The sequence below is a fragment of the Arthrobacter sp. yr096 genome (assembly GCF_900108925.1).
In the GTDB taxonomy this organism is placed as follows: Bacteria; Actinomycetota; Actinomycetes; order Actinomycetales; family Micrococcaceae; genus Arthrobacter.
Genome location: NZ_FNYI01000001.1, coordinates 100095 through 123905 on the forward strand (window position 1 = coordinate 100095; position 23811 = coordinate 123905).

The following is a 23811-nucleotide window of genomic DNA, read 5'->3' on the forward strand; positions in this document are numbered from 1 at the left end:
CACAACAAATCCGTCGCCGCAGTTGCTTGGGCCTGTTCTGCAACGATGGAGAAAGGGGATTCCATGGCGTCTGGTGGATTCGGCTTCCGGGCATACACGCTTTTTGACACGCTCCTGTGGATTGCCTGCCTGAACGTGCTGTGGTTTGTCTTCACGCTCTTGGGCGGAGTGGTCCTTGGTGCTGGTCCCAGCACCGTCGCGGCCCACGTCCTGGTTCGTGACAAGGTGCGGGGAAATGCCACGCCCCTGCTGGGCCGCTTCGCCAAGGAGTACTTCACGAACTTCGGAAAGGGCAATGCCCTGGGGCTGCCCTTGCTGGCGGTGGGAGTGGCGCTGGCGCTCAATTGGGGCTACTTCTCGGCAGGCTGGGACCTCGGCTCCCAGATCGCCTCGGCGGGAATCCTGCTGGCAGCCCTGTTTGTTGCGGGCACCCTTTGTTACCTCTTTCCGATGTTTGCCCGCTACGAGCTCTCCCTGGTGCAGTACTTCCTGATGTCCTCCCGCTTCGCCATGCGCCATCTGGCGGGAACCGTGATCCTCCTTTTCGTCACGGCGGCCGCGCTGTTTGTGTGTCGATCAATTCCGGGGCTGATCCCGTTCTTCGGCGTGGGGGCGTGGCTATATGTGACCGGATGGCTGTGTGATCGCTTCTTCACTGCAAACGATGACGCCATGGCCGGCATGGAAGCCGCCGGGACAGCCGCCGGCAAGCCCACCCCCGCATTGGCCAAGGAGGCCAGCCTTGTCTGACGTCAATCCCGCTCGTCCGGCCGCAGGTGGAGGGCAGGTGCTCCATCGCCCGCTTGACGTCCAGGGTCACGCTGAACTTGTCCTCAACACCACGGTCGCCAGCACTAATGAAACGTATCAAGACGCCAGTGGACAACACCTCTGGACCCTGAAAAGGTTCCCCGGCGTCCCGTCAGCTGAGCCGTCCAGCGATAACAACCCCGAAGAAGTGGAGTAGTAAGAAAATGATCCGAAGAAAACAAACGCTGGCCGCCGCCGTCGTGCTTTCAGCTGCCCTGGCGCTCACGGCCTGCGGTGGCGAAGCGCCGGCGTCGGACCTTTCGTCCGTCAAGATCATGGCGCCGTTCCTGGAGGCACAGCCGCCAACAGCCGATGGCGCAGTGCAGAAGAAGCTTGAAGAGTTGACGGGCAAGGACGTCAACATCACCTGGACGCCCAATGCCTCTTACGAAGACAAGATGAACATCACCTTGGCGTCCGCCGAGATCCCGCACGTCCTGGTGGTCCAGGGTAAGACGCCCGGCTTCGTGAAGAACGCCGAGGCCGGTGCTTTCTGGGACCTGACGGACAAGCTCAAGGACTACCCAAACCTCAGCACCACCTTCCCCGAGGTTCAGCAGAACGCCAGCGTCAACGGCAATGTGTACGGCGTTTACCGCGGACGTAATCCGATCCGTGCCGCTGTGATGTTCCGGCAGGACTGGCTGGACAAGCTCGGCCTGAAGGCACCTGAGACTACTGAGGACTTGTACAAAGTAGCCAAGGCCTTCACCGAGCAGGATCCGGACGGCAATGGGCAAAACGACACGTACGGAATCACCATCCCCAAATGGGGCGCACTGGGCACCAACAGCCCTTACGACATGATCGAAACCTGGTTCGGCGCCGGAAACCGCTGGACCGAGCGGGACGGCAAGCTGGTTCCGAGCTTCGAGACCGAAGAATTCCTTGAGGCCAACCGCTTCGTTAAGAAGATGGTGGACGAGAAACTGATCAACCCGGACTTCGCGACGTTCGATGGAACCAAGTGGAACGAGCCGTTCTTCAACGGCAAGGGTGGCATCATCGTGGACGTCGACTCCCGCGTCAGCGTGCTGATCAACCTTTTCAAGCAAGCCAACCCGAATGACTTCGAGAACAAAGTGGGCTTCGTAGGCAGCCTGAAGGGGCCAGATGGCGAGCTGCACGCCCACCCCACGGACGGCTACTCCGGGTTCCTGGCTATCCCCAAGTCCAGCGTCAAGACTGAGGCCGACCTGAAGAACGTGCTCACCTTCCTGGACAAGCTCAACAGTAAGGACGTGGCCGTTCTCCTGAACAACGGCATCGAGGGCGTGAACTTCGCGCTGGAAGATGGTCTCGCGGCCACGATCAAGCCCGAGACTCCTGAGGGCAAGGTAGTCAACACGGATATCAAGAGCTTCGCCCAGCTGGGAACCAACGTCACCGGCAACAACTATTACCCCGTCAAGCAGGCCTCCGAGTACGAACAGAAGGTGTTTGACGATCGCGTCGCCGTCATGGCGGAGGATCTCAAGAGTGCCGTGTACAACCCGGCCGCCGCGTTTGTTTCGCCCACCTACGTTGCCAAGGGTGCGCAGCTGGACAACATCGTGGCCGATGCCCGCATCAAGTACCTGGCCGGCCAGACCGACGAGCAGGGCCTGAAGGACGCCATCAAGCTGTGGAACACCAGCGGCGGTGACAAGGTCAAGGAAGAAATCAACAAGCTCTGGCAGGACAACAAGAAGTGACAGCCCCGGTTGTAGAAGCCAAAGCCTCGGAGCGGGCGGCCACCCTGCCGCCCGCCCCGGCGCGGCGGCGCGGGTTCGCTGTCCACTTCGCGCACTACAAGTGGCTGTATCTGCTGTTGTTGCCAGGAGTCCTGTACTTCGCGGTGTTCCGGTACGGGCCAATGTACGGCGTGTCCATTGCCTTCAAGGACTATGTACCGTTCCTGGGCGTCAACGGCAGTCCCTGGGTGGGCGTCACCAACTTCACGGACTTCTTCGCGAACCCTGATTTCCCGCGTCTGCTCGGCAACACGCTCATCCTTGCCTTCCTGAACCTGGGGATCGCGTTCCCGCTGACCATCATCCTGGCGCTCCTGCTGAACGAGGTCCGCCTCTCAGTGCTCAAACGAACCGTCCAGACGCTGGTCTACATCCCGCATTTCCTGTCCTGGACCATCGTGGCGTCGTTGAGTTTCCTGCTCTTCGCCTTGGACATAGGACCGTTGTTCCAGTTCGTCAACGGGCTCTTTGGGACCAACGTGGATATCCTGTCCGATCCCAACTGGTTCCGGCCTTTGATCGTGCTCCAGGAAATCTGGAAGAACACCGGCTGGGGAACCATCATCTTCCTCGCAGCCCTGGCCACCGTGGACCAGGACCAGTACGAGGCCGCGATCATCGACGGCGCCGGCAGGTTCCGCCGGGTCTGGCACATCACCCTTCCTGGCATCCGGTCCACCATCATCGTGATGCTCATCCTGGCCATAGGGCAGATGCTCAACACCGGCTTTGAGCAGATCTACCTCATGACCAACGCACTTAACCGCAGCGTGGCCGACGTCTTCGATACCTACGTGTACTTCGTGGGCATTACGCAAGGCGCCTACAGCTACAGCACCGCCGTCGGACTGTTCAAGTCTCTGGTGGGCATCGTGCTGATCTTCGGCACCAACTGGCTGTCCAAGCGGTTCAACCAGAGCGGACTGTTCTAAATGAAGATCCACAACACACGTGGCGGACGCATCTTCGATGCCGCCAACTACGTCTTCCTCAGCCTGATCGGCATCATTACGCTGCTGCCGTTCATCTACGTGATCGCCGGGTCCTTTGCCAACGAGGCTGAGATCACCAGGCGCGCGTTCTTCGTTTGGCCCGAGCAATTCACGCTGGGCGCCTACGAGTACATCTTCTCCACGCCTGCCTTTACCCGGGCACTGATCACCACGGTGCTGGTAACACTGGTAGGCACCCTGGTGCAGCTCATCCTCACCGTCACCATGGCCTACCCGTTGGCGAAGAAGAACCTGCGCGGCCGGAAACTCATCATGTCCCTGGTGGTCTTTGCCATGGTGTTCTCCGGAGGCATGATTCCCACGTTCCTGCTGGTCAAGGACCTCGGGCTGCTGAACAGCTACTGGGCCTTGATTCTGCCGGCGGCCATCAATCCGTTCAGCCTGATCATCATCAAGAACTTCTTCCAGGAGCTTCCCGCCGAGTTGGAAGAGTCGGCCAAGATGGATGGCGCCACGGAAATCGGGATCCTGTGGCGGATCCTGCTTCCGCTGTCCAAGCCGGTGCTGGCCACGTTCGCCCTTTTCTACGCGGTAGGTATCTGGAACGACTTCATGTCCCCGCTGCTCTACCTGAGCGACAACAACATGTGGACCCTCCAGATGTACCTGCGCCAAGTCACGGCAGCCTCGGACCTCCTCGGCACCGGCAACGTGGACCCCACGTACATCCCGCCGGAGCAAGGCATCAAGTTCGCCGTGATCGTGGTGGCAACCCTGCCCATCCTGATCTTCTACCCCTTCCTGCAGAAGCACTTCGCCAAGGGAATGCTGATCGGCTCGGTCAAGGGCTAGGCGCCGCTTTCCCATGAAAGGACAACCATGAAAATCCTCCTTGCGGGCGACTCCACAGTTGCCGCCTGCCCCAGCTACGAGTATCCGATGAGCGGCTGGGGTGCCCATCTGGCCCCCGAGACGTACTGGTGGGCCGCCGTCCACAATTTTGCCAAGGGCGGGGCCACCACGGAGTCGTTCCGCGAGGAGGGCCTCTGGTATCAACTGCTGAACCAGACGGTGAAGGGAGACCTCGTCCTCATCCAGTTTGGGCACAACGACCAGAAGCGGGAACACCTCGCGGCGCGGACGGGATACGACGGCAACCTCCGCCGTATGGCGGCCGAGGTCCGTGCCAAGGGTGGTGTTCCCGTTCTGTGTACGTCGGTGGAGCGCCGGCACTTCAGTAACGGACGGCTGGACACCACGCTGGGCGAGTATCCCGCCGTCGTGCGCGAACTCGGCGCCGAACTGGAACTGGACGTCCTGGACCTCAACCAGTGGACCCGTGCGTTGTACCAGGAAATGGGGGAGGAAGGCTCCAAGGAACTCTTCTTCCACTTCGCTCCAGGCGAGCACGCGCATTGGGCCGGGGGACTCGAGGACAACACGCACTTCCACGTAAAAGGCGCCCAGCGGATCGCCGCTTTCGTGGCCGGGGAACTCGAGTCGCTTGGTTATGGCCTGGCGGCCACCGTCAACGCGGGAGTGCGCGTTTGATCTACTCCAACCCCCTGCGGGGACCGTCGGATATCGCTTCCTGGATTGCCGAGGGGCCGGTGCACTATGGAACGCACGACGACGGCGGTCCGGGTTCGGGTGGCGAGGGCACCGGTGCGTTGGTCCTGTCGGGCTCCCTCGACGCGGAGGAGCACGGAGATCATGCACACTGGACCCTCTGGTGCCCGGAAGAAATCCCGGATCATGTGCGGATCACCTGGGAGTTCATGCCGCTGGAGGAACCCGGACTGGCCATGGTGTTCTTCGCTGCCCGGGGGCGGGGAGGCGAGGACCTTTTCTCGTCTGCCTTGGCTCCCCGCACCGGCTTCTACCCGCAGTACCACTCGGGAGATATCGATGCGCTCCATATCTCCTACTTCCGGCACAAATACGCTTCAGAACGTGCTTTCCGTACCTGCAATCTGCGTAAGAGCGCTGGCTTTGAGCTGGTGGCGCAGGGGGCTGATCCGCTTCCTCCCGCCGAAGATGCCGATGGCTATTACCGGATGGAGGTGCTCAAGGACGGCCCGTTGGTAGCCTTCTCCATCAACGGATTGCCCCTGTTTGACTGGACGGACCCAAGTGCCGGGCCTCTGGGTGGTGGGTACTTCGGAATCCGCCAGATGGCTCCACTCAAAGCCGCATACCGCAACCTCTTCATCAGCCAGCTGTAGCCACCTCTGCCCTGTGATGGGGCGCACGAAACCATGACGTAGGATGTCCCCATGCCCCTCTTTGACCTCCCCCTTGAGCAGCTCCGCAACTACACCTCCAGCGCTGTTGCGCCGGCCGACTTTGACTCGTTCTGGGACCGCACCATTACCGAGGCCAGGGCCTTGTCGCTGAACGCTGTTTTCGAGCCGGTGGACAATTATCTGTCAGTGATCGACACCTTCGACGTCACCTTTTCCGGCTTCGGGGGAGACCGCATCAAAGGCTGGCTGCACGTGCCGGCGCACCTTGAGGCCGGGCAGCAGCTCCCCGTAGTGGTGGAGTACATCGGCTATTCCGGTGGCCGTGGCCTGGTCAACCAGAACACCCGCTGGGCGCAGGCCGGCTACGCGCACTTCATCATGGATACCCGTGGGCAGGGCTATGGTGGCGTCTGTGGCGACACCCCGGATCCGCATCCCTCGGCTGGTGGCGTCAACTACGCCGGCCTCATGACCCGGGGCGCCGACCACCAGGACAACTACTATTTCCGCCGGGTCTACGTGGACGCCTTCCGCGCGGTGGAAGCGGCACAGAGCCATCCCGCCGTCGACCCTTCCACAGTGGTTCTCACCGGCGTGAGCCAGGGCGGCGGCATCACCGTTGCTGCAGCCGGGCTGACGGCCGGGAGGCTCGACGGCGTCATCGCCGCGCTGCCCGACGTCCCCTTCCTGCAGGACTTCCGGCGCGCCATCGACATCACCCCGCGTGGCCCCTACCCGGAGATCGCCGGATTCCTGGGGCGGCACCGTGAGAAATACGAGTCCATGCTGGCTGTACTGAACTACTTCGATGGTGTCCACCTGGGCCGCGCAGCAACTGTTCCGGCGCTGTTCTCGGCAGCCCAGATGGACGATATCTGCCCGCCGTCCACTGTGTTCGCCAGCTACAACAATTACGGTGTTGGCGGCGGTGCGCCGGAGAAGGACATCGAGGTGTACCGCTTCAACAACCACGAGGGCGGCCAGGAACACCACTGGATCAAGCAACTGCAGTTCCTGCGCAAACTGCTGTCATCTTGATGGACCGGATTTGCCCGCTGTGAAGAACCGCGGTTATGGTGTGGCTATGACTAAGCGTTGGTATGCGTATTTTTCGTTGGCTCTGGAGGGGCCCGCGTCTAACTGACACGCATCCAACTTTCCTTCAGAGCCAACAGGGCAGAGATTATTCTCTGCCCTTCGCCATATCCGGCGGGTTCTGAAAAGGGGCCCGCTCCGTATCCCGGACAGGACCCAGAAATGACCAGCATCGCCGCAGAACCCGCCGAATCTCTCAACTCCGCTCACACCACAGCAGCCGCGCAGCCCGCCACCTCCAACCTGCGGGTGGCCCGCTTCGAGCCGCTTCCGGCGCCCCAGGACCTCATCGCTGAGCTACCGCTGGACGCCCGGTCCGCCGCCGTCGTCGACCGCGGCCGCGATCAGGTCCGCGCCATCATGGACGGTGTGGACGATCGCCTGCTGGTGATCGTGGGGCCGTGCTCCATCCACGACCCCAAGGCCGGCCTTGAATACGCGCGCCGCTTGGTCAGCCAGGCCGAGAAGCACAAGGAAGACCTGCTGATCGTCATGCGGACTTACTTCGAGAAGCCCCGCACCACCGTGGGTTGGAAGGGCCTCATCAACGATCCCCACCTGGACGGCAGCCACGACATTGCCGCCGGCCTCCGCGCTGCCCGCGGTTTCCTGAAGCAGGTCACCGCGCTGGGGCTGCCTACTGCCACCGAATTCCTGGAGCCCATCAGCCCGCAGTACATGGCGGACCTCGTTTCCTGGGGCGCCATCGGTGCCCGCACCACCGAAAGCCAGATCCACCGCCAGCTCGCCTCCGGGCTTTCCATGCCCATCGGTTTCAAGAACGGCACCGACGGCGACCTTCAGGTGGCCATCGATGCTTGCGGCGCCTCTGCCGCTGAGCAGGCCTTCCTGGGAATCGACGACGACGGCCGGGCGGCTCTCGTTGCGACCTCCGGCAACCCGGACACACACGTCATTCTCCGTGGCGGACGCAAGGGTCCCAACTACTCCCAGGAGGACGTCGCCGCAGCCTCGGCCAAGCTCGCTGCCAAGGGGCTCAACCCGCGCCTGATCGTGGACGCCAGCCACGCCAACAGCGGCAAGAGCCACCACCGCCAGGCAGAGGTTGCGCTGGAAATCGGAGCACAGCTTGAGGCGGGGGAGACCTCACCGATTGCCGGCGTCATGCTGGAGAGCTTCCTGGTGGGCGGCGCGCAGAACCTGGACGTGGCAGCCCAGCTCGCGGGGACGCAGGAGCTCGTCTACGGCCAGAGCGTCACGGACGCCTGCATGGAATGGGACGTCACGGCCTCAGTGCTGGAACAGCTCGCCGCCTCGGCCCGGAAGCGCCGCGTGGCAACCGGGGAGTAGCATCCCACTTTCCGGAAATGCTTTCACATTGGCCCCATCAGCCTCTAGAGTATCTAGCACATGGTTGTTGGATGGCTCAGCATCGGCACACCGTTCTTCTGGGGGTGTCCTACTGTCTGAGAGCAAAGGAATATGGGAAATGTCCGCAGAGACTAACTTCTCGAACGCGCGGTTCATGACGGTGGCTGAAGTGGCCGACGTCTTGCGTGTTTCCAAAATGACCGTGTATCGCCTGGTCCACTCAGGGGAAATGCCCGCCGTCAGGTTCGGCCGTTCCTTCCGGGTTCCGGAAGAAGCCGTCGCCCAGTACCTCAAGGGTGCTGTTGTGGACGGGCAATCCGAGACTGCCTGAGAGTGCCGCGGCCCATCAGACGGACCGTGGTCACGGGGTGCCCCTTTGAAGCGGTACTCTGTTAAGGAACGTTTTACGTCAATGTAAGAATCTGTCAGTTGTACAGTCTGCTTCCGCGGATGTGTTCCAACAGACAGGAACTTCTAGTTTGTAAGGAACTTTCGTGGGTTCAGTTATTAAGAAGCGCCGCAAGCGTATGGCCAAGAAGAAGCACCGCAAGCTGCTTCGCAAGACCCGCCACCAGCGCCGCAATAAGAAGTAGAGATACTTCATCAAGCGTGAATGCCCGTTACCTTTCGAGGTGGCGGGCATTTTTGCATCCTTCCGACGCTCTCTCACCGTTCGTTGGGTTTTTGGTGATGCTCTCTCACCGTTCGCGTGCGAAACCCGACTCCACGGCAGGGTCAATCCAGCCGTTCCTTAGTGCCTTCTTGATTTTCAGTATTGCCTTAGTGAATCCGTCTGCCAGATCGTCCTTTCCGAAGATAAGAACTGTCCAGCCCGCCGCCGCGAAGGCTTTATCACGGCGCCGATCGCTGAAGAACTGTTCCTCCCCAAGGTGATGTTCGCCGTCGTACTGAATCGCCAAACGGCGCACGCGAAAGCCGAGGTCCGCGGACGGAGAGAAGGGGTCGTCAACTCGGAGCCGAATCTGGAGCTCGGGTGCGGCGAGGCCTGCGTCGAGCATGGCCCGGCGAAGCATCGTCTCCGGCGCCGAGTCCGCACCGACCCTCATGAGTTCAAGTGCTTCGCGTGCGCGGACCACGCCTTGCAGGTTCTTGTGCCGGTCCAGCATCTTCCGAAGTGCCTCCGGCGAAGTGAATGGCGTTTCGCGTCCTTCGAATTCTTGCCGCGGCATGCGAATAATCTGGTCGCCGACACAGACCAGCTCTTTTAACGGCAGCTGGCGTGCCAAGTCCAGCCAGGTCCTGGGGCGAGTGCTCATCCAGATGCCTTGCTTGAACTCGATTTCGGATTCGTCCACGAGCACTGTGTGTCCGATGATGCCTCGTCGCCGCGCTGACGGGAGGTTCCTCGGCTTGCTGAGGTGGAGTTCATTTGAGTCGGCCAGCCAAGGAGGCAGGAAAAGGCCATGTAATTTGGCGGCGGTCACGTGCGAGATCCATGCGCCAGGACTCGCAGCTGAGAGGGATCGCGCAGCTTCCGCCAAGTCAAAATCCCAGCTGGCAGGGCGGTAGATTCCTTGGCTGACACTTTCGATTGAGACTTGATTCCTGAGTTGCGCGTGCTCGAAACCAGCGGCCTTGGCCTCGTCGATCGTGAAGGGAGCAGAAGCCAGCACGGCAGGAAGGGGCGACGGTTTTTGCATATGGGCATTGTTGCCCAGGACGGCCCTCGCGTGCAGAAGTTATCCACAGGCCCGCAGCCTATGGCCTTCGGTGAGAGAGGGTTGGCCGGGAGGGGGTGTTTGGTGAGAGAGGGTTGGCCGGAACAGGGCGTTTGGTGAGAGAGGGTTGGCCGGAACAGGGCGTTTGGTGAGAGAGGGTCAGTAGCGGGGGCCGCGGAATCGTGAGAAGCCGCGCCACAATCCGTAGATCGCACCGCCCACGGTGGCAGCCTTGAGGCCGAGCGTTGCTGCACGGCGGCCGGACCGGAAGTCGTACACGGGCCAGTTGTTCTCGCGCGCGTGTTTGCGGAGCTTTGCGTCCGGGTTGATCACCACGGGGTGTCCCACCATGGTGAGCAAGGGAATGTCATTGGCGGAATCGCTGTAGGCCCAGCAGTGATCCAGGTCCAGGCCTTCCCGATCGGCCACGAGTTGGACTGCCACCGCCTTGGCGGGTCCGTGCAGGATGTCACCCACGAGTTTCCCGGTGTACATGCCATCCTCCACCTCGCCCACGGTGCCCAGTGCGCCGGTCAAGCCCAAGCGGGTGGAGATGACGGTGGCAACCTCGATGGGGGTTGCTGTCACCAGCCACACCTTGCGTCCCACTCTGAGGTGTTGTTCGGCGAGTGCCTTGGTTCCGGGCCAGATCCGGGACTCGATCATTTCGTCATAGACCTCTTCACCCAAGGCCTTGATGTCGTCAACAGTGATCCCGGCAGCAAGGGTGAGGGCGGAGTCGCGTACTGCGTGGACGTCCTCCATGTTCTCTCCGCGCATCACGAACTTGAACTGCTTCCAGGCGAACCCAGCGGCCTGCGGCAAAGTGAAGGCCTTGCGTTCGTACATCTTTCGCGCCACGTGGAAGAGGCTGGCACCCTTCATCAACGTGTTGTCGACGTCGAAGAAAGCAGCCTCGCCAGTGTGCTTCTGCGCTTGGGCAGATGCGGCAACTGCGGCGTTCTTCTCCTCGGGCATGCCTTGAGTCTAGTCAATTGCCGGTGCCCCGCGCTGAGGGCGCACTCTGTGCGTCATCCTGTGGGATGTGGGGGAGCACGGGGCCGGTTACCGTTATCCCATGGCTATTCCCGACGTCGTTCTCCTCACCAAAGCTGACTGCCACCTCTGCACCGAGGCGCGTGCCGCCGTCGAGCGTGTCACGAAAAGCCTGGGTGTGCAGTGGACAGAGCAAAGGATCGACGACGATCCGCAACTGCAGGAGCGGTTCGCCGAGGAGATTCCCGTGGTGCTGGTGAACGGTATCCAACGGGATTTTTGGAAGATCGACGAGGAACGGTTGACCCGCACCCTGAAGAAAGTCCTGGCAGGCTGAGGGTGGGGTTACCCGTAAGTAATGGCTTTTGTTGAGTCCGGCCGGGGGTCATAGAGTGGAACAACAAAGCGACGCAATGGAGAATACCGTGACTGCGCTGGAACCGTCCCCGGAAGCGACAACCGAGGACAATGAACCTGCCGCCAAGCAGATCCCGCCCGCGGCTGTGGCCCGGATGACCCTCTATTTGCGCGCGCTCAACTCTCTCTTGGCCGAAGGCGTGGAACGGGTTTCTTCCGAAGCGCTGGCTGAGGCATCGGGCGTTAGCTCGTCCACACTCCGCAAGGACCTTTCCTACGTTGGTTCCTACGGGACGCGCGGGGTGGGCTATGAGGTCCAATACCTTAGCCGGCATATCGCGGCCGCGCTGGGCCTGACGCACGACTGGAAAGTTGCGATTGTAGGTGCCGGTAACCTCGGAAAAGCCCTGGCGCGCTATGGCGGTTTCGAATCCAGGGGCTTTGACGTTGTCGCCATTTTTGACGCCGACCCCATGGTGATCGGCAACGAGGTGGGGTGGCTGCGCGTCAGCGACTCCGCGGAGTTGGAGCGCGTCCTGGAGCGCACGCATACGAACATGGTGGTGCTCGCCCTGCCGGCCACCGTAGCCCAAGCGGTATGTGACCGGGTGATCGCAGCTGGTATCCGGAGCATTCTGAGCTTCGCCCCTGTGCTGTTGCAGGTCCCGCCGCATGTGAACCTTCGCAAGGTTGATATGGCCACGGAGCTTCAGATTTTGGCTTACCACGCACAACGGGCGCAGACTCCGGGTCAGGCCATTTAGCCTTCGCCGGGGTCCACGCCCGCATGTGATTCTTCTTATTGCGTGTTTAGCGACCGTAGGGGTTCTGGTACGGGTTGCCGAACGGCTGTGGCTTCCGGAAGTACGGAGCGGATGCCGGCAAGTACAGCAAGACGATTGCGGCAACGCCCAGCAAGATCACCACGAGCTGCATAATGCCGTACGTGGCACCGAACTGGAACAAGCCGGTGAGGCCCAGGACAGAGATCGCTGCGAAGACCGTTCCCAGGATCCTGGCCCAGTTCTTACCTTTGCGGACGGGGAAAGCAACCAGGGCGTAAAGGCCCAAGGAAACAATTGCACCCACCACGGCACCCACTGCAATGGCGCCCCGCATGCCGTCCATGGACCCGGCAGGAAACTCGGTGCCCTGCTGGGCGGCTTGCTGATTCATGGCGTTGATAAAGGCGTCGGCGCCGGTGGTGGCCAACAGCAGCGAGCTGATGGCAGAAAGGATGCCGGCGGCAACGATCATCCAGAAGGCATAGTTCACCATCTGGGGAACGGCCGTAGGACCAGTGGGGCCGGGCTGCTGGCTCGGCCAATTGGTGCTCTGGCCATACTGGGGTGCAGCCTGCTGGCCGTATTGCGGTGCGGCGGGAGCCTGCTGGCCAAACTGGGGTGCAGCCTGCTGGCCGTATTGCGGTGCCGCGGGAGCCTGCTGGCCATACTGCGGTGCCGCGGGCTGGCCGTATTGCGGTGCAGGAGGCTGGGGCGCCGAGGGCTGGGTGCCCGGCTGCTCGGGCTGGTTGGAGTCGCCCGGGTTTGATGGCGGGTAGGGAGGGTTGCTCATGGCATTCCTTTGCTTGTTCGACTGCTGGTGCGGCCGCCGGGATCAGCAAAATGACCCTGCCCCCAGCGTGGTTCTGCATCCACCGTACCTCCCGGGTCTGACACTGTAGACGATCACACGCAGGTATTTCGGGCTCACAGCAAAAATCATCATGTTGGCTTACGCCTTCATGATGAAGGCCGCGGGAATCCGTAAGGGATTCACCGCGGCCTTTGCCTTCAAATCCGTCGTTCACCGAACGACGGCGGCAGTAGCGTCAGCGCTAGGCCTGACCCTTTACTGCCTTGAACCACAGCTGCGAATTGGGCAGCCACATCAGGACTACGGCGACAGCGCTGACAAGGAAACCAAACCAGTTGCCGCCCAGTCCCATGCCGGATCCGCCACCGTTGGCTGCGCCAAAGATGGCCAGCAGCAGGGAAACGGCGGCCACGATGGTGAGCGCCAGGCGGGCCCACTCCTTGCCTTCCTTCATTTTCATGGCCAGGACCACTTGCGCTGCGGCCACGGCCAGGGCGAGGAGGAGCAGTACCAGGGCGATTGCAGCAAAAGCCGGGGCGAAGGCGAACGCAGCAATGACTGCGAAGAATCCAATGAGCCCGAACAACAGGCCCAGGAGTCCGGAGATCACCCAGATGAAGTAGGAAACCTTCAGCTCCGTTGGCAGGCCCTGGGTCTTGAACATCCCCGAGAAACCGCCTTGCGGCATGACGTCGTTGAAGTTCCGGGGTCCGTCGGTGGGCATTTCGAAGTGGAATCCGGGTTGGCCCGGTCCCGGCTGGCCGGGGGCTGGCTGCCCCGTACCGGGCGGCGGCGGTGCGGGCTGCGAATACTGGCCCTGTTGCGACGGCGGCTGGTAACCCTGGGGCGGCTGGTAACCCTGCGGTGGTTGGTAGCCCGCAGGAGGAACATTGCCTGGCTGCGGAGGCTGGGAGCCGGGCTGCTGTGGCTGTGGTGTTTCGTCTGGGGTACTCATGGCATCACTTTAGACCGCAGGTTGAAGGATGCATAGGAAATTCGGAGCCAACTCGCAGCTAAATACAGGCTGTTTGCCGAACAATTGCGGGGTGACTTCCCTGAATACGAAACGGCGCCCCCACAGCGTGAACTGTGCGGGCGCCGCTCGGCACTCCAGGAGTGGCTATGGCTACGCGGCGGCCGGTGCGATGAACGCGAGCTCGAGGTTGATGACTACCTTGTCGCTGACCAGGACGCCACCGGCTTCGAGGACAGCGTTCCACGTGAGGCCAAAGTCCTTGCGGCTGATGGTGGTTTCGCCGGAGACGCCGGCGCGGGTGTTGCCGAAGGGATCCACTGCAACACCGTTGAATTCGGTCTCGATGGCAACTTCCTTGGTCACGCCCTTGATTGTGAGATCACCCACGAGGTCGAAGCTGTTTCCGTTGGCCTTGACGTGGCGGGAGACGAAAGTGATTTCGGGGAACTTCTCCACGTCGAAGAAGTCTTCGCCCTTGACGTGGCCATCGCGGTTGACGTCGCCGGAGTCGAAGCTGGCGGTCTGGATGGTGGCGCTCACCTTGGAGTCCGTGAGGGTTTCGCCAACCTCGAGGGTGGCCGAAGCGTCCTTGAACTGGCCGCGAACCTTGCTGATGCCTGCGTGGCGGACGGTGAAGCCAATCTCGCTGTGGGAAGCGTCGAGGGTCCAGGTGCCGGTGGTGACGGTAGCGGGAAGGGTCATCATGGTGTTGCTCCTATGTCTGGTGGAAGGTACTGCGTGCTTGCACGGTTGAAGCGATTGCTTGAAGCGTCAACCGAGCTTCGTGTCTAGTATAAACATGCATATGCATCTTTTATTCCAACTCCATGGAACATTTCTGGAAAACTTTGAGTTCTACTAGCGGTAGAAGATTTCGGATCGCCCCGCTTCTTTGAGAAACTGGTAAACATGCCCCAAGCAACTGTCCATCTGCTTCGCCATGGCGAGGTCCACAATCCCGACGGCGTCCTGTACGGTCGCCTGCCGGAATTCCACCTCTCCGAACGCGGCCGGGAGATGGCCCGCATGCTGGCTGATCACTTCGCAGCCCGCGCCAGCCAAGGCGCCAAGATCGTGCACCTGGTCGCCTCGCCGCTCACCCGTGCCCAGGAAACAGCCATGCCTACGGCAGAGGCCCTCAATCTCGAGATCCACACCGAGCCGCGGATCATCGAAGCCGAGAACCACTTCCAGGGTCTCCACCCCACCAAGAGCGAGTTCCTCAAGCCCAAGCACTGGTTCTACTTCCGGAATCCCCTGCGACCCTCCTGGGGTGAGCCTTACAAGGAGCAGGCAGCCCGCGTGCTGGCCGCTGTAGAGGATGCCCGCGTCAAGGCAATCGAGTTGGGCGGGGACGGTGCTGAAGCCATCCTGGTCAGCCACCAGTTGCCCATTTGGTCCACCCGCCTGACCGCGGAGGGACGGCGTTTGGCGCACGACCCGCGCAAGCGCGAATGCACGCTGACGTCCCTGACTTCCCTGACGCTCGACGACGACGGCAAGATCGTGCGCGTCGAATACACCGAGCCCGCTGCCGTGCTTCTTCCCGGCGCGGCGAGCACCCCGGGAGCGTAGAAGCATGGACAACAATCTTTCGCGCCGTGGCATGCTCACCGCAGGTGGCGTCCTCCTCGCGGGACTGACCATGGGCCTGTCGGCGTGCGCACAGGAAGACTCGCTGGCCAAGCAAGCCAAGGCCGGTGACAACAAGAACTACGTGGCAGGCGATGGTTCGGTGACGGAATTCGCCAAGGCGGACCGTGCAGCCCCCGTGGCGCTCAAGGGGACGCTCTTTACCGGACAGGCCATCAAGCCCGAGGACCTCAAAGGTAAAGTCACTGTCCTGAACTTCTGGTTCGCTGCCTGTGCTCCTTGCCGCATCGAGGCACCCCAGCTTGAGGCCTTGCACCAGGACTTCAAGGACCAGGGCGTGCAGTTCTTTGGCGTCAACCTCCGCGACGAACAAGCCACCGCAGAGGCCTTCGACAAGACCTTCAACATCACCTACCCGAGCTTCAATGACAAGGACGGCGCAGTGCTGCTGTCCGTGTCCGGCATCGTGCCCCCGGGTGCAGTGCCCACCACCCTGGTCCTGGACAAGGAAGGCAAGGTTGCCTCCCGCGTGCTTGGCGAGATTGAAAAGAGCACCCTGAAAGCCCTTATTACTTCAGCAGTGGCCGAGTAGCACCGATGAACAGTCCCTTTGCCGAGACGATCCTCAACGGATCGCTGTTGCTGGCTGTGCCGGTGGCATTGTTGGCCGGGCTGGTCTCGTTCCTTTCGCCGTGCGTGCTGCCCTTGGTCCCTGGGTACCTGGGCTACGTGACGGGACTGACCGGCGTCGACCTCCAGAAGCAGCGGCGGGGCCGCATGCTGGCCGGCATCGGACTGTTCGTCCTGGGATTCTCGGTGATTTTTGTTCTCTTGGGCGGCGCCTTCGGGCAGCTCGGAACGTTGCTGACGGGCCCGCAAAATGCATGGATCACGCAGTTGCTTGGCGTCCTGGTCATCGTCATGGGCGTGGTGTTCATGGGCGGTTTCGGCTGGCTCCAGCGGGACGCGAAGATCCATGCCAAGCCGCCGGCAGGGCTCTGGGGCGCACCGTTGCTGGGACTGACGTTCGGCCTGGGCTGGGCACCCTGCATTGGCCCGACATACTCCGCGGTACAGTTGCTGAGCTTGTCCGGCGGTTCGTCGGCAGCCAAGGGCGCGCTCCTGGCGTTCGTTTACAGCCTTGGGCTGGGTATTCCTTTCCTCCTGATTGCTCTGGCCGTCCGCCGGGGCATGGGGGTGATGTCCTTCTTCCGCAAGCATCGGCTGGCCATCCAGCGGATCGGCGGAGGCATCCTGATTTTGCTCGGCATCCTGATGGCCACCGGTGTGTGGGGAACCTGGGTGACCGAGTTGCAGTACTGGTTCCAAAACGATGTGAAGTTGCCAATCTGATGAGCGAGTCCGTGAAAGCCAAGAAGAAGTCACCAGCCGCTGAGAGCACCTCCGCAGAAGGCACAACAGGCGAAGGAAAACTCAAGCAGGCCAAGTCCGAGGCAGCCCTGCCCGCACTTGGTTTCAAAGGCATGCTCCGGTGGGCCTGGACACAGCTGACCAGCATGCGCACCGCCTTGTTCCTGCTGCTCCTGCTTGCAGTGGGCGCAGTTCCAGGTTCGCTGTTCCCGCAACGGCCCGCCAACCCCTCCGTGGTCACGCAGTACATTAAGGACAACCCGTCCTATGGCCAACTGCTGGATGCCCTGCAGCTTTACGATGTGTACTCTTCGGCCTGGTTCTCGGCCATCTACATCCTGCTGTTCATCTCCCTGATCGGCTGCGTGACACCTCGCGCAATCGCCCATTACAAGGCCATGAAGTCACAGCCTCCGCGCACCCCCAAGCGGTTGTCGCGCCTGCCTGAGTACGGCACGTTGGCCCTGCCCGCCGACGCCGGGATCCCGGCGTCGAAGGCCATCAACGATGCCGCCGGGCTGCTCAAGAAGCGCGGCTACCGCGTTGACGTCAGAGACGTCGACGGCGCGCTGCCGTCCTTGGGTGCCGAGCGCGGCTTCCTGAAGGAGGTGGGCAACCTGGTGTTCCACACCTCCCTGATCGGTGTGCTGGTATCCGTGGCCATCGGAGGCCTGTACGGGTACAGCGGGCAGCGGATCCTCGTGGAAGGCGAAACCTTCGTCAACACCCTGGTGGGCTACGACCAATTCACACCCGGCACCAACTTCCAGAGCAGCTCGCTCCAGCCGTACTCCATGCAGCTGGACAAGTTCAAGGCCACGTTCGACCGCGAATCGCCGGGCAAAGCCGGCCAGCCCATCGACTACACCGCCGAGGTCACCACCAAGGAAAACCCGGATGCGCCGGGCAAGAAGGAAGTCCTCAAGGTCAACGACCCCGTTTCCCTTGGCGGCACCAGTCTCTACCTCACCGGCAACGGATACGCACCCATGGTGACGGTCCGCGATGGTGACGGCAACGTGGCCTTCCAAGGCCCCGTCACGGCCAAGGTCCAGGGCGATAACTACTACTCATCCGTGGTGATCAAGGTTCCGGACGCCAAGCCCGAACAGTTGGGCTTTGTAGGGTTCTTCCTTCCTACAGCGTTCGTTACTGAGACCGGCACCTCGTTCAGCGCTTCCCCGGAACTCTTCAACCCCCAACTGAGCCTGAATTCCTTCTACGGAGACCTCGGCCTGGACAAGGGCGTGCCCCAGAACGTGTTCGAACTGGACATCAAGGACTTGAAACCGCTTAATGCCCGCGACCTCGCGGCAGGCGGCATCACTTTGACGCCCGGGGCTACGGTGGACCTGCCCGAAGGCAAGGGCAGCATCACCTTTGACGGCGTCAAGAAGTACATCGGCGTGGACATCCACCACAACCCCGGCCAGCTGTACGCCTTGATCTTCGGCTTCCTGGCCGTTGCCGGTCTGGTCATGTCCCTCTACATCAACCGCCGCCGCGTCTGGGTCCGCACCGGAACGCACGCGGATGGCCGCACGATGGTGGAGTACGGCCTGCTGGCACGCGGTGAAGACCACCGTCTGGCCGGCGAAGCAGCAGCCCTCCGCGAGATCTTTGCCCGGGAATGGAACGTCCCGGAGACGCCGGACACTGGCACAACAAAAGCAGTCTCTTCCTCAACCTCGAAGGACCAGTAATGCCCGTCATCAACGAAACCCTGGGCCAGTACAGCGAGCTGTTCATGCTGTTGGCCGCCGGCACGTACACCGTGGCCTTCATCGCGTTTGCCTGGGATCTGGCGAAGAGCAGCAAGATGCTCCGGGCTGTGGACCTCAAGGCCGCTGCCAGCTCCGCCAACGAAAAAGTAGCGGTTGCCGCGGGTCGCGTCAGCGAGGGCTTGGGCGCCCCCGACGCCGGCGGGCCAGCCGGCCGAGCCGAGCGTCCGACGTCGGGCCTCACCGTTGAGGGGGGCACCGCCGCGGGCGACATGAAGTACGGTGGCGTCCGCCGCGCACCTGCCCGCGTTGCGGTGGCACTGACCGTCCTGGGCGTGCTGATCCACGGAGCGGGCGTGGTGACCCGTGCCTTCGGCGCAGGCCGCGTGCCGTGGGGCAACATGTACGAGTTCCTCACCACCGGCGCGTTTGTTGCCGTGGCGGTGTTCCTGATTGTCCTCATCCGCCGCGACCTGCGGTTCCTGGGCACGTTCGTAATCGGCCTGGCCATCATCATGCTCGTGGCGGCCTCGGCTGCTTTCTGGACCCCGGTTGGCCACCTTGTACCGGCGCTGCAGAGCTACTGGCTGATCATCCACGTCTCCATCGCGGTGCTCTCTTCTGCCCTGTTCACGCTGACCTTCGCCATGTCCATACTGCAGCTGCTGCAGTCCTACCGGCAGAAGAACCTTGCAGCGAACCGCGCCGACAATCTTGGGTTTATGCGTCTTGTCCCCAATGCGCTGAGCCTGGAAAACCTCTCCTACCGGATCAACGCCATCGCGTTTATCGGCTGGACGTTCACCCTCATGTTCGGTGCAATCTGGGCAGAAAAGGCGTGGGGACGGTTCTGGGGCTGGGACCCCAAGGAAGTCTGGACGTTCGTGATCTGGGTGGTCTACGCAGGCTACCTGCACGCCCGTGCCACCCGCGGTTGGACCGGAACCCGAGCAGCATGGTTGTCGATTGTGGGCTACGCCTGCGTCATCATCAACTTCACGCTGGTGAACACCGTTTTCAACGGCCTTCACTCATACTCGGGTCTCTAAGCTCCACACCGGCCTGAGCAGGGGCGTTACACCAGCGCTCCGGCTCAGGCCTCGATGACCGTTTTCCGGTGAAGCAACCGAGCCTTTCACCCGCCTACAGCAAGTGCTAACTTGTTCAGAACCCGCTTGTGATGCAGCCCGCCAGCGACGCGTCGTGTTCTTTTCGAGGTAACCATGAGCTATGTTCTCGCCATTGACGTCGGGACAAGTTTTACCGCAGCAGCCCTGGTTAAGCCTGACCAGAGTCCAACCCCCACACCCGAAATCCTCCCGCTGGGACTGCACGGCAGCGCCGTGCCCTCCGTGCTTTTCTACGCACATGATGGCCGGATCCTCGTAGGTGAGGCGGCCGAGCGACGCGGTTTGGACAATCCCCAGCGGATGGTCCGCGAATTCAAGCGCCGCATCGGCGACTCCGTCCCGTTGGCCGTAGGGGAGGAATGGCTGGCGGCGGAGGACATCTACGCCACCATGGCCCGGTGGGTGGTGGACAGGGCCGAGGAACGCGAGGGAAGTTCGCCGTCGTCCATCATCATGACGCACCCCGCCGCCTGGGGGCAGCATCGGACCTCTTTGACCCTCGCCGCGCTGAACGTGGCCGGCCTACGGGATGTCACCCTGATCAGTGAACCCGAGGCGGCCGCCCTGCATTATGCCTCCCAGACACGGGTGGAGAACGGCAGCATCATCGCGGTGTACGACCTCGGCGGTGGCACGTTCGACACCGCCGTCCTCCGCAAGGCCGGTGCGGGAAACTTCGAACTGCTGGGCCGTCCTGACGGGATTGAAACCCTGGGCGGAGCCGATTTCGACGCCGCCGTGCTGCGTCACGTCATGGGTCACGTCACTGCTTCCGCGGACGTGGATTCGAGCACGCCGGACACCTTGGCAGCCCTTTCGCGTTTACGGCGGGAATGCCGGGAGGCCAAGGAAGCGCTCTCCATGGACAGCGAGGCCAGCGTTGCCGTGGCGTTGCCGGGCACTCAGCAGTCCATCCGCCTGGTTCGCTCCGAGTTTGAAGCGATGATCGAAGCACCTATCCGGGACACAGTGGATGCGCTGGTGCGAAGCCTGCGGAGCATCCACGTTGACGCGCAGGATTTGAGCGCTGTCCTGCTGATTGGTGGATCCTCGCGGATTCCTCTGGTGGCGGAGATGATTTCCGTGGAACTGGGCCGGCCGATCGCCGTGGACGCCGATCCCAAGTCTTCCATCTGCCTGGGGGCGGCAGTGGCCGGGTTGCCGTCCACGGGAGCCGCCGGGGTGGATGCGGCAGAGGCCGGCGCAGCGTCGGTGACCGCAGCATCGGCTACCGCAGCGGTGGCTACCGCAGCGTTGGAGCGGCCGCACCTCGTGAGGAACGCGCCCACCTTGACCGCTCCGAAAGCTGCGTCTGCCAAAGCTGGCAAGCATGCTCCCAGGCCCCGCGTGCGGATGGCCGCGGCCGCGGCCGTAGCTGCAACCGCGTTGACGATCGTGACGGCGACGGCGGCTCAGAGTCCCGACGGGGCTGGCCTGCTGGCAACGATGTTCGGCAATCAGGCCGCCGACGTCATGCGTGACGCCGGTGCGCAAGGTGCGGGGGCCCAAGCCGCCGCGTCGCAGGCCAACGGTGCTGATGCCGCGACTACCGGGAATGCCTCGGCGGGACTCGAAGCGGGTGCAGGCACCGGGGTCACCAGGGCCGGGAAGAGCCCGGCCCGGCCAGGAACTGCCACCGCAGGAAAGGGCAGTACAGGCACGGGATCGGGGACAGCGGCGGGCGCGGTGGCGGGACCGGTCACCACTCCGGGTGCTGCCACCGGCAGTGCCACTACCCCCGCGGTGCCTGGGACGGCCACCACTCCCGGCACCCCCGCCACAACGCCCACCACGCCGGTTCCGATTCCGACGGGCGGCGCGGCCAGCGGGCCTACCCCTCCGCCCGTGACCCCTCCGCCCACCACACCGCCAGTGACCGAACCAACAGTGCCTCCCACCACCCCGGCGGATCCGGTCACACCGCCGCCATCGCCCGAACCGACTGTTCCGCAGCCCGAGCCCACGGTCACTCAGGACCCCGTGCCACCGTCGCCAGATCCAACGCTCTCCCAGGCACCCACACCACCACCCGTCACGCTGGATCCCACGCCCCTGCCAACGGAATCCAGTCCTGCTCCGGATCCAGCGCTGCTCCTGGCGGTGTAGTCCATGACGGGACACGACCATAAGCCCGGGCACCACCCGCCCGGTGCGGACGATCACCCGCTCGATGAAGCTCCCGCCGCTATGGAGCCGGGACTACCCATAGTTCCGGAACTACCCATAGTCCCGGAACTACCCATAGCCCCGGAACCGACAACGGATTCCTTGGCCGTCCGTGAACTGCTGCTGGCCCTCTCCGTAGGTTTCACCCTTCCTGGGCCGCTGCCTGACGGCGTCGAAGGCCATGACGGGCTGGATCAGGTCATCGCGGCCGCCAAGGAGGCCGGCTTGCTGCACTCCGATGGCTCGGTGGTGGGGACAGCCCAGTACGCCTTGCTGCAAGGCACCCCCACAGGCCGCCTTCGCGCACTGCAGAGGGAGCTGGTGGACAAAGTCCTGGCGGACGGCCGGGCTCTGGGCGACCTGGCCCGGGACCTCGCCAAGAGCGGGCTGCAGGATTCACGGGTTGCTGCGGAGCTGGAGCGTTCAGCAGAGAAAGCGGTGGACACAGATCCGCAGCTTGCCATGGACCTGTTCGCTGAAGCCCTCCTTGCGGGCGGCCAGGAACTCACGTACGCGGCCCGGCGGGCCCAGGCCGCAGCGGCAACAGGAGACCTTGACGCCGCGGGCAGGATCGTGGACAGGCTCCTGGCGTTGCCCGAGCCGCCTGACCTTCGCTTGGGTGTGGACGTGGCCGCGGCAGTGTGGGCCCAGCGGGGGATGCTCTCCCGCAGCGCGGATACCTACACGTGGCTGGGCGCGGACAGAATGGCGGGCTCGGCCCCACTGGCGGCAGTGGCGCTGATCGGTTCCGGCAACGCTGCGGAGGCGGAGCAACTCCTTGCCGGCAGCCGGCCTGCCGGTTCGCCCACCCTCCTGGCTGTGGCGTTGTCGCTCACCCAGGAAGGACTTCGAAGAACCCTGGGTCCGGACCCACAACTGGCTCTGCCGGAGCTCATCAGGGCGTCGGACATGATGAACGCTGCAGGGGGCGCACTTCCCTTGGCTGAGACTCCCGGCGCGTTGGCTGCCTTGTGCGCGCTCCACAGTGGGGAGCCCGCCGTGGCTGCCCATGTGCTTCATGCCGCGTTGACTGCGGGACAGGGCGGAGATGTTGCCGGGCCCAGGCTGTTCTTGCTTCAGGCGTGGTCCTTGATGCAACAGGACAACGCTGATGAGGCCCGGTTGGCCATCAATGAGGCCGTCAAGGCCAACCACTGGCCGCTGGCACCACGGGATGAGTTCTTGTTGGCGGCATTGGAGGTGGGCCTGGCCAGGCGCGGAAGCGAAGTACACCAGCTGGTGCTGGCATGGGAACGGGCCCGGGAAGCCATGATGCACGTGTCAGTTGACCTCTACAGCCTCCTGCCGTGGGGTGAACTGATGATCGCTGCGGCCCGGCTTAGGGAAACACGACGTGTGTCGCACTACGTGGCCGGTGCGTGGGATCTGCTGGCCGGATTGGGGAATCCGCCTCTGTGGTCCGTACCCCTGCACTGGGCTGCTGTTCAGGCCGCCTTGCTGAGCGAAAGCCCGGCAGAGCTGGCCCCGCATGCCGCAGCGCTGGTGCGGGCTTCCGGACACAGTCATCTGGCATCGGTTCTCGCCGCGGGTGGCAAGGCATGGGTGTCGGTTCTGGCCAGCCGCTTTGAAGCGTCCGACGTCGAAGCAGCGGCCCGTGGGTTGGCCGCCGTCGGCATGCCGTGGGAGGGCGCGCGCTTGGCGGGCCACGCCGCAGCGCACGCGGAGGAACGTCGCGACATGGTGAAGCTGCTGGCGTGCGCCAGGGACATCCATCCGCAAGGCTCCCCGCCAGGCGGAGTGCCCGGGCGGGGCGATGACGGGCGCGGGGAAGCACGCCCCCAGAGTCTTTCAGATAACGCCATCGCGGTGACCACGGCCCCAACCGGGCTGAGCGCCAGGGAACGGGAAGTGGGAAGGCTGCTCCTGGCGGGCAAAACCTACCGCGAGATCGGAGAAGCCATCTACATTTCCCCCCGGACGGCGGAGCACCATGTGGCCCGGATGCGCAGGCGCCTGGGCGCCGAAAGCCGCTCTGAGCTGATGGTCCGCCTCCGCGTGGCCTTGGGGGAGGGGTACCCTCCTCCCTGAGGTGAAGC

General features: G+C 63.0%; 25 protein-coding genes. 20 read left to right on the forward strand and 5 right to left on the reverse strand.

The annotated features are described in order from the left end of the window. Positions 1 to 63 precede the first annotated feature (63 nt). The 11 genes from BMY91_RS00425 to BMY91_RS00475 all read left to right on the forward strand — a co-directional run bounded on the left by BMY91_RS00425 (position 64) and on the right by BMY91_RS00475 (position 8762). Positions 64 to 750 (forward strand): YesL family protein, encoded by a 687-nt coding sequence (locus BMY91_RS00425; protein WP_090816796.1) that lies wholly within the window; start codon positions 64 to 66, stop codon positions 748 to 750. After that, a complete protein-coding gene (locus BMY91_RS00430; protein ID WP_090816799.1) occupies positions 743 to 967 on the forward strand; it encodes a hypothetical protein in 225 nt (74 codons plus the stop codon). Before BMY91_RS00425 ends, BMY91_RS00430 begins: the two co-directional genes overlap by 8 nt. A gap of 7 nt (positions 968 to 974) precedes the next feature. After that, positions 975 to 2504 (forward strand): extracellular solute-binding protein, encoded by a 1530-nt coding sequence (locus tag BMY91_RS00435; protein WP_090816802.1) that lies wholly within the window; start codon positions 975 to 977, stop codon positions 2502 to 2504. Beyond that, positions 2501 to 3475 carry an ABC transporter permease gene (locus tag BMY91_RS00440; RefSeq protein ID WP_090816805.1) on the forward strand — a complete coding sequence of 325 codons (975 nt, stop codon included), beginning with the start codon at positions 2501 to 2503 and terminating at the stop codon, positions 3473 to 3475. The genes BMY91_RS00435 and BMY91_RS00440 overlap by 4 nt, the downstream gene beginning before the upstream one ends. Continuing rightward, positions 3476 to 4348, forward strand: coding sequence for a carbohydrate ABC transporter permease (locus tag BMY91_RS00445; RefSeq protein ID WP_090816807.1), 873 nt, complete (start codon positions 3476 to 3478; stop codon positions 4346 to 4348). It begins immediately after the preceding gene. Positions 4349 to 4375: 27 nt separating this feature from the next. Continuing rightward, positions 4376 to 5047 carry a rhamnogalacturonan acetylesterase gene (locus BMY91_RS00450; protein WP_090816810.1) on the forward strand — a complete coding sequence of 224 codons (672 nt, stop codon included), beginning with the start codon at positions 4376 to 4378 and terminating at the stop codon, positions 5045 to 5047. Next, positions 5044 to 5721 (forward strand): DUF1961 family protein, encoded by a 678-nt coding sequence (locus BMY91_RS00455; RefSeq protein WP_090816813.1) that lies wholly within the window; start codon positions 5044 to 5046, stop codon positions 5719 to 5721. The genes BMY91_RS00450 and BMY91_RS00455 overlap by 4 nt, the downstream gene beginning before the upstream one ends. Positions 5722 to 5772: 51 nt before the next feature. Further along, entirely contained in the window at positions 5773 to 6780 is a 1008-nt protein-coding gene (locus tag BMY91_RS00460) for an acetylxylan esterase (RefSeq protein ID WP_090816815.1), read from the forward strand. Positions 6781 to 6999: 219 nt separating this feature from the next. After that, a complete protein-coding gene (locus BMY91_RS00465) occupies positions 7000 to 8148 on the forward strand; it encodes a 3-deoxy-7-phosphoheptulonate synthase (RefSeq protein ID WP_090816818.1) in 1149 nt (382 codons plus the stop codon). A gap of 139 nt (positions 8149 to 8287) precedes the next feature. Then, positions 8288 to 8500 (forward strand): helix-turn-helix domain-containing protein, encoded by a 213-nt coding sequence (locus BMY91_RS00470; RefSeq protein WP_017199160.1) that lies wholly within the window; start codon positions 8288 to 8290, stop codon positions 8498 to 8500. 163 nt (positions 8501 to 8663) lie between these two features. Beyond that, entirely contained in the window at positions 8664 to 8762 is a 99-nt protein-coding gene (locus BMY91_RS00475; RefSeq protein WP_003792170.1) for a 30S ribosomal protein bS22, read from the forward strand. A 105-nt stretch (positions 8763 to 8867) separates the two neighbouring features. On the opposite strand, the gene BMY91_RS00480 is transcribed toward BMY91_RS00475, so the two are convergent. Next, entirely contained in the window at positions 8868 to 9830 is a 963-nt protein-coding gene (locus BMY91_RS00480; protein ID WP_090816820.1) for a DUF559 domain-containing protein, read from the reverse strand. A gap of 177 nt (positions 9831 to 10007) precedes the next feature. After that, positions 10008 to 10826, reverse strand: a complete 819-nt coding sequence (locus BMY91_RS00485) for an HAD family hydrolase (protein ID WP_090816822.1) — start codon at positions 10824 to 10826, stop codon at positions 10008 to 10010. 100 nt (positions 10827 to 10926) lie between these two features. On the opposite strand from BMY91_RS00485, the gene BMY91_RS00490 reads away from it, so the two are divergent. Further along, entirely contained in the window at positions 10927 to 11181 is a 255-nt protein-coding gene (locus tag BMY91_RS00490) for a glutaredoxin family protein (RefSeq protein WP_090816825.1), read from the forward strand. A 76-nt stretch (positions 11182 to 11257) separates the two neighbouring features. Next, the gene (locus BMY91_RS00495) at positions 11258 to 11965 is read left to right on the forward strand and encodes a redox-sensing transcriptional repressor Rex (RefSeq protein ID WP_090816828.1); all 708 of its coding nucleotides are present in this window, start codon (positions 11258 to 11260) and stop codon (positions 11963 to 11965) included. Between the two features lie 46 nt (positions 11966 to 12011). Here the strand turns inward: BMY91_RS00495 and BMY91_RS00500 are convergent, their stop codons facing one another. The 3 genes from BMY91_RS00500 to BMY91_RS00515 form a co-directional block, all read right to left on the reverse strand. After that, a complete protein-coding gene (locus BMY91_RS00500; protein WP_090816831.1) occupies positions 12012 to 12776 on the reverse strand; it encodes a hypothetical protein in 765 nt (254 codons plus the stop codon). A gap of 262 nt (positions 12777 to 13038) precedes the next feature. Then, the gene (locus BMY91_RS23030) at positions 13039 to 13752 is read right to left on the reverse strand and encodes a hypothetical protein (RefSeq protein ID WP_175538778.1); all 714 of its coding nucleotides are present in this window, start codon (positions 13750 to 13752) and stop codon (positions 13039 to 13041) included. Positions 13753 to 13923: 171 nt separating this feature from the next. Continuing rightward, entirely contained in the window at positions 13924 to 14475 is a 552-nt protein-coding gene (locus BMY91_RS00515) for a YceI family protein (RefSeq protein ID WP_090819012.1), read from the reverse strand. A 207-nt stretch (positions 14476 to 14682) separates the two neighbouring features. Between BMY91_RS00515 and BMY91_RS00520 the strand changes: the two genes are divergently transcribed. The 7 genes from BMY91_RS00520 to BMY91_RS00550 all read left to right on the forward strand — a co-directional run bounded on the left by BMY91_RS00520 (position 14683) and on the right by BMY91_RS00550 (position 23803). Beyond that, the gene (locus BMY91_RS00520) at positions 14683 to 15348 is read left to right on the forward strand and encodes a histidine phosphatase family protein (RefSeq protein ID WP_090816834.1); all 666 of its coding nucleotides are present in this window, start codon (positions 14683 to 14685) and stop codon (positions 15346 to 15348) included. 4 nt (positions 15349 to 15352) lie between these two features. Beyond that, positions 15353 to 15958, forward strand: coding sequence for a TlpA family protein disulfide reductase (locus tag BMY91_RS00525; protein ID WP_090816837.1), 606 nt, complete (start codon positions 15353 to 15355; stop codon positions 15956 to 15958). Positions 15959 to 15963: 5 nt separating this feature from the next. Further along, a complete protein-coding gene (locus tag BMY91_RS00530) occupies positions 15964 to 16719 on the forward strand; it encodes a cytochrome c biogenesis CcdA family protein (RefSeq protein WP_090816839.1) in 756 nt (251 codons plus the stop codon). Beyond that, entirely contained in the window at positions 16719 to 18440 is a 1722-nt protein-coding gene (locus BMY91_RS00535) for a cytochrome c biogenesis protein ResB (protein WP_090816842.1), read from the forward strand. Before BMY91_RS00530 ends, BMY91_RS00535 begins: the two co-directional genes overlap by 1 nt. Further along, on the forward strand, positions 18440 to 19507 hold the full coding sequence (gene ccsB, locus BMY91_RS00540) for a c-type cytochrome biogenesis protein CcsB (RefSeq protein WP_090816845.1): 1068 nt from the start codon (positions 18440 to 18442) through the stop codon (positions 19505 to 19507). Before BMY91_RS00535 ends, ccsB begins: the two co-directional genes overlap by 1 nt. A 174-nt stretch (positions 19508 to 19681) precedes the next feature. Next, complete coding sequence (locus tag BMY91_RS00545; protein ID WP_090816848.1) at positions 19682 to 21694, forward strand: Hsp70 family protein; 2013 nt, start codon at positions 19682 to 19684, stop codon at positions 21692 to 21694. 3 nt (positions 21695 to 21697) lie between these two features. Then, complete coding sequence (locus tag BMY91_RS00550; RefSeq protein WP_090816850.1) at positions 21698 to 23803, forward strand: LuxR C-terminal-related transcriptional regulator; 2106 nt, start codon at positions 21698 to 21700, stop codon at positions 23801 to 23803. Positions 23804 to 23811 lie beyond the last annotated feature (8 nt).

Bases quoted from the DNA above. Each gene is read 5' to 3' on its own strand.
- BMY91_RS00485 (WP_090816822.1), bottom strand. From the start codon at position 10,826: ATGCCCGAGGAGAAGAACGCCGCAGTTGCCGCATCTGCCCAAGCGCAG.
- ccsB (WP_090816845.1), top strand. From the start codon at position 18,440: ATGCCCGTCATCAACGAAACCCTGGGCCAGTACAGCGAGCTGTTCATG.
- BMY91_RS00470 (WP_017199160.1), top strand. From the start codon at position 8,288: ATGTCCGCAGAGACTAACTTCTCGAACGCGCGGTTCATGACGGTGGCT.
- BMY91_RS00530 (WP_090816839.1), top strand. From the start codon at position 15,964: ATGAACAGTCCCTTTGCCGAGACGATCCTCAACGGATCGCTGTTGCTG.
- BMY91_RS00480 (WP_090816820.1), bottom strand. From the start codon at position 9,830: ATGCAAAAACCGTCGCCCCTTCCTGCCGTGCTGGCTTCTGCTCCCTTC.
- BMY91_RS00545 (WP_090816848.1), top strand. From the start codon at position 19,682: ATGAGCTATGTTCTCGCCATTGACGTCGGGACAAGTTTTACCGCAGCA.
- BMY91_RS00500 (WP_090816831.1), bottom strand. From the start codon at position 12,776: ATGAGCAACCCTCCCTACCCGCCATCAAACCCGGGCGACTCCAACCAG.
- BMY91_RS00435 (WP_090816802.1), top strand. From the start codon at position 975: ATGATCCGAAGAAAACAAACGCTGGCCGCCGCCGTCGTGCTTTCAGCT.
- BMY91_RS23030 (WP_175538778.1), bottom strand. From the start codon at position 13,752: ATGAGTACCCCAGACGAAACACCACAGCCACAGCAGCCCGGCTCCCAG.
- BMY91_RS00515 (WP_090819012.1), bottom strand. From the start codon at position 14,475: ATGACCCTTCCCGCTACCGTCACCACCGGCACCTGGACCCTCGACGCT.
- BMY91_RS00490 (WP_090816825.1), top strand. From the start codon at position 10,927: ATGGCTATTCCCGACGTCGTTCTCCTCACCAAAGCTGACTGCCACCTC.
- BMY91_RS00525 (WP_090816837.1), top strand. From the start codon at position 15,353: ATGGACAACAATCTTTCGCGCCGTGGCATGCTCACCGCAGGTGGCGTC.
- BMY91_RS00465 (WP_090816818.1), top strand. From the start codon at position 7,000: ATGACCAGCATCGCCGCAGAACCCGCCGAATCTCTCAACTCCGCTCAC.
- BMY91_RS00535 (WP_090816842.1), top strand. From the start codon at position 16,719: ATGAGCGAGTCCGTGAAAGCCAAGAAGAAGTCACCAGCCGCTGAGAGC.
- BMY91_RS00460 (WP_090816815.1), top strand. From the start codon at position 5,773: ATGCCCCTCTTTGACCTCCCCCTTGAGCAGCTCCGCAACTACACCTCC.
- BMY91_RS00425 (WP_090816796.1), top strand. From the start codon at position 64: ATGGCGTCTGGTGGATTCGGCTTCCGGGCATACACGCTTTTTGACACG.
- BMY91_RS00495 (WP_090816828.1), top strand. From the start codon at position 11,258: ATGGAGAATACCGTGACTGCGCTGGAACCGTCCCCGGAAGCGACAACC.
- BMY91_RS00520 (WP_090816834.1), top strand. From the start codon at position 14,683: ATGCCCCAAGCAACTGTCCATCTGCTTCGCCATGGCGAGGTCCACAAT.
- BMY91_RS00550 (WP_090816850.1), top strand. From the start codon at position 21,698: ATGACGGGACACGACCATAAGCCCGGGCACCACCCGCCCGGTGCGGAC.
- BMY91_RS00445 (WP_090816807.1), top strand. From the start codon at position 3,476: ATGAAGATCCACAACACACGTGGCGGACGCATCTTCGATGCCGCCAAC.
- BMY91_RS00450 (WP_090816810.1), top strand. From the start codon at position 4,376: ATGAAAATCCTCCTTGCGGGCGACTCCACAGTTGCCGCCTGCCCCAGC.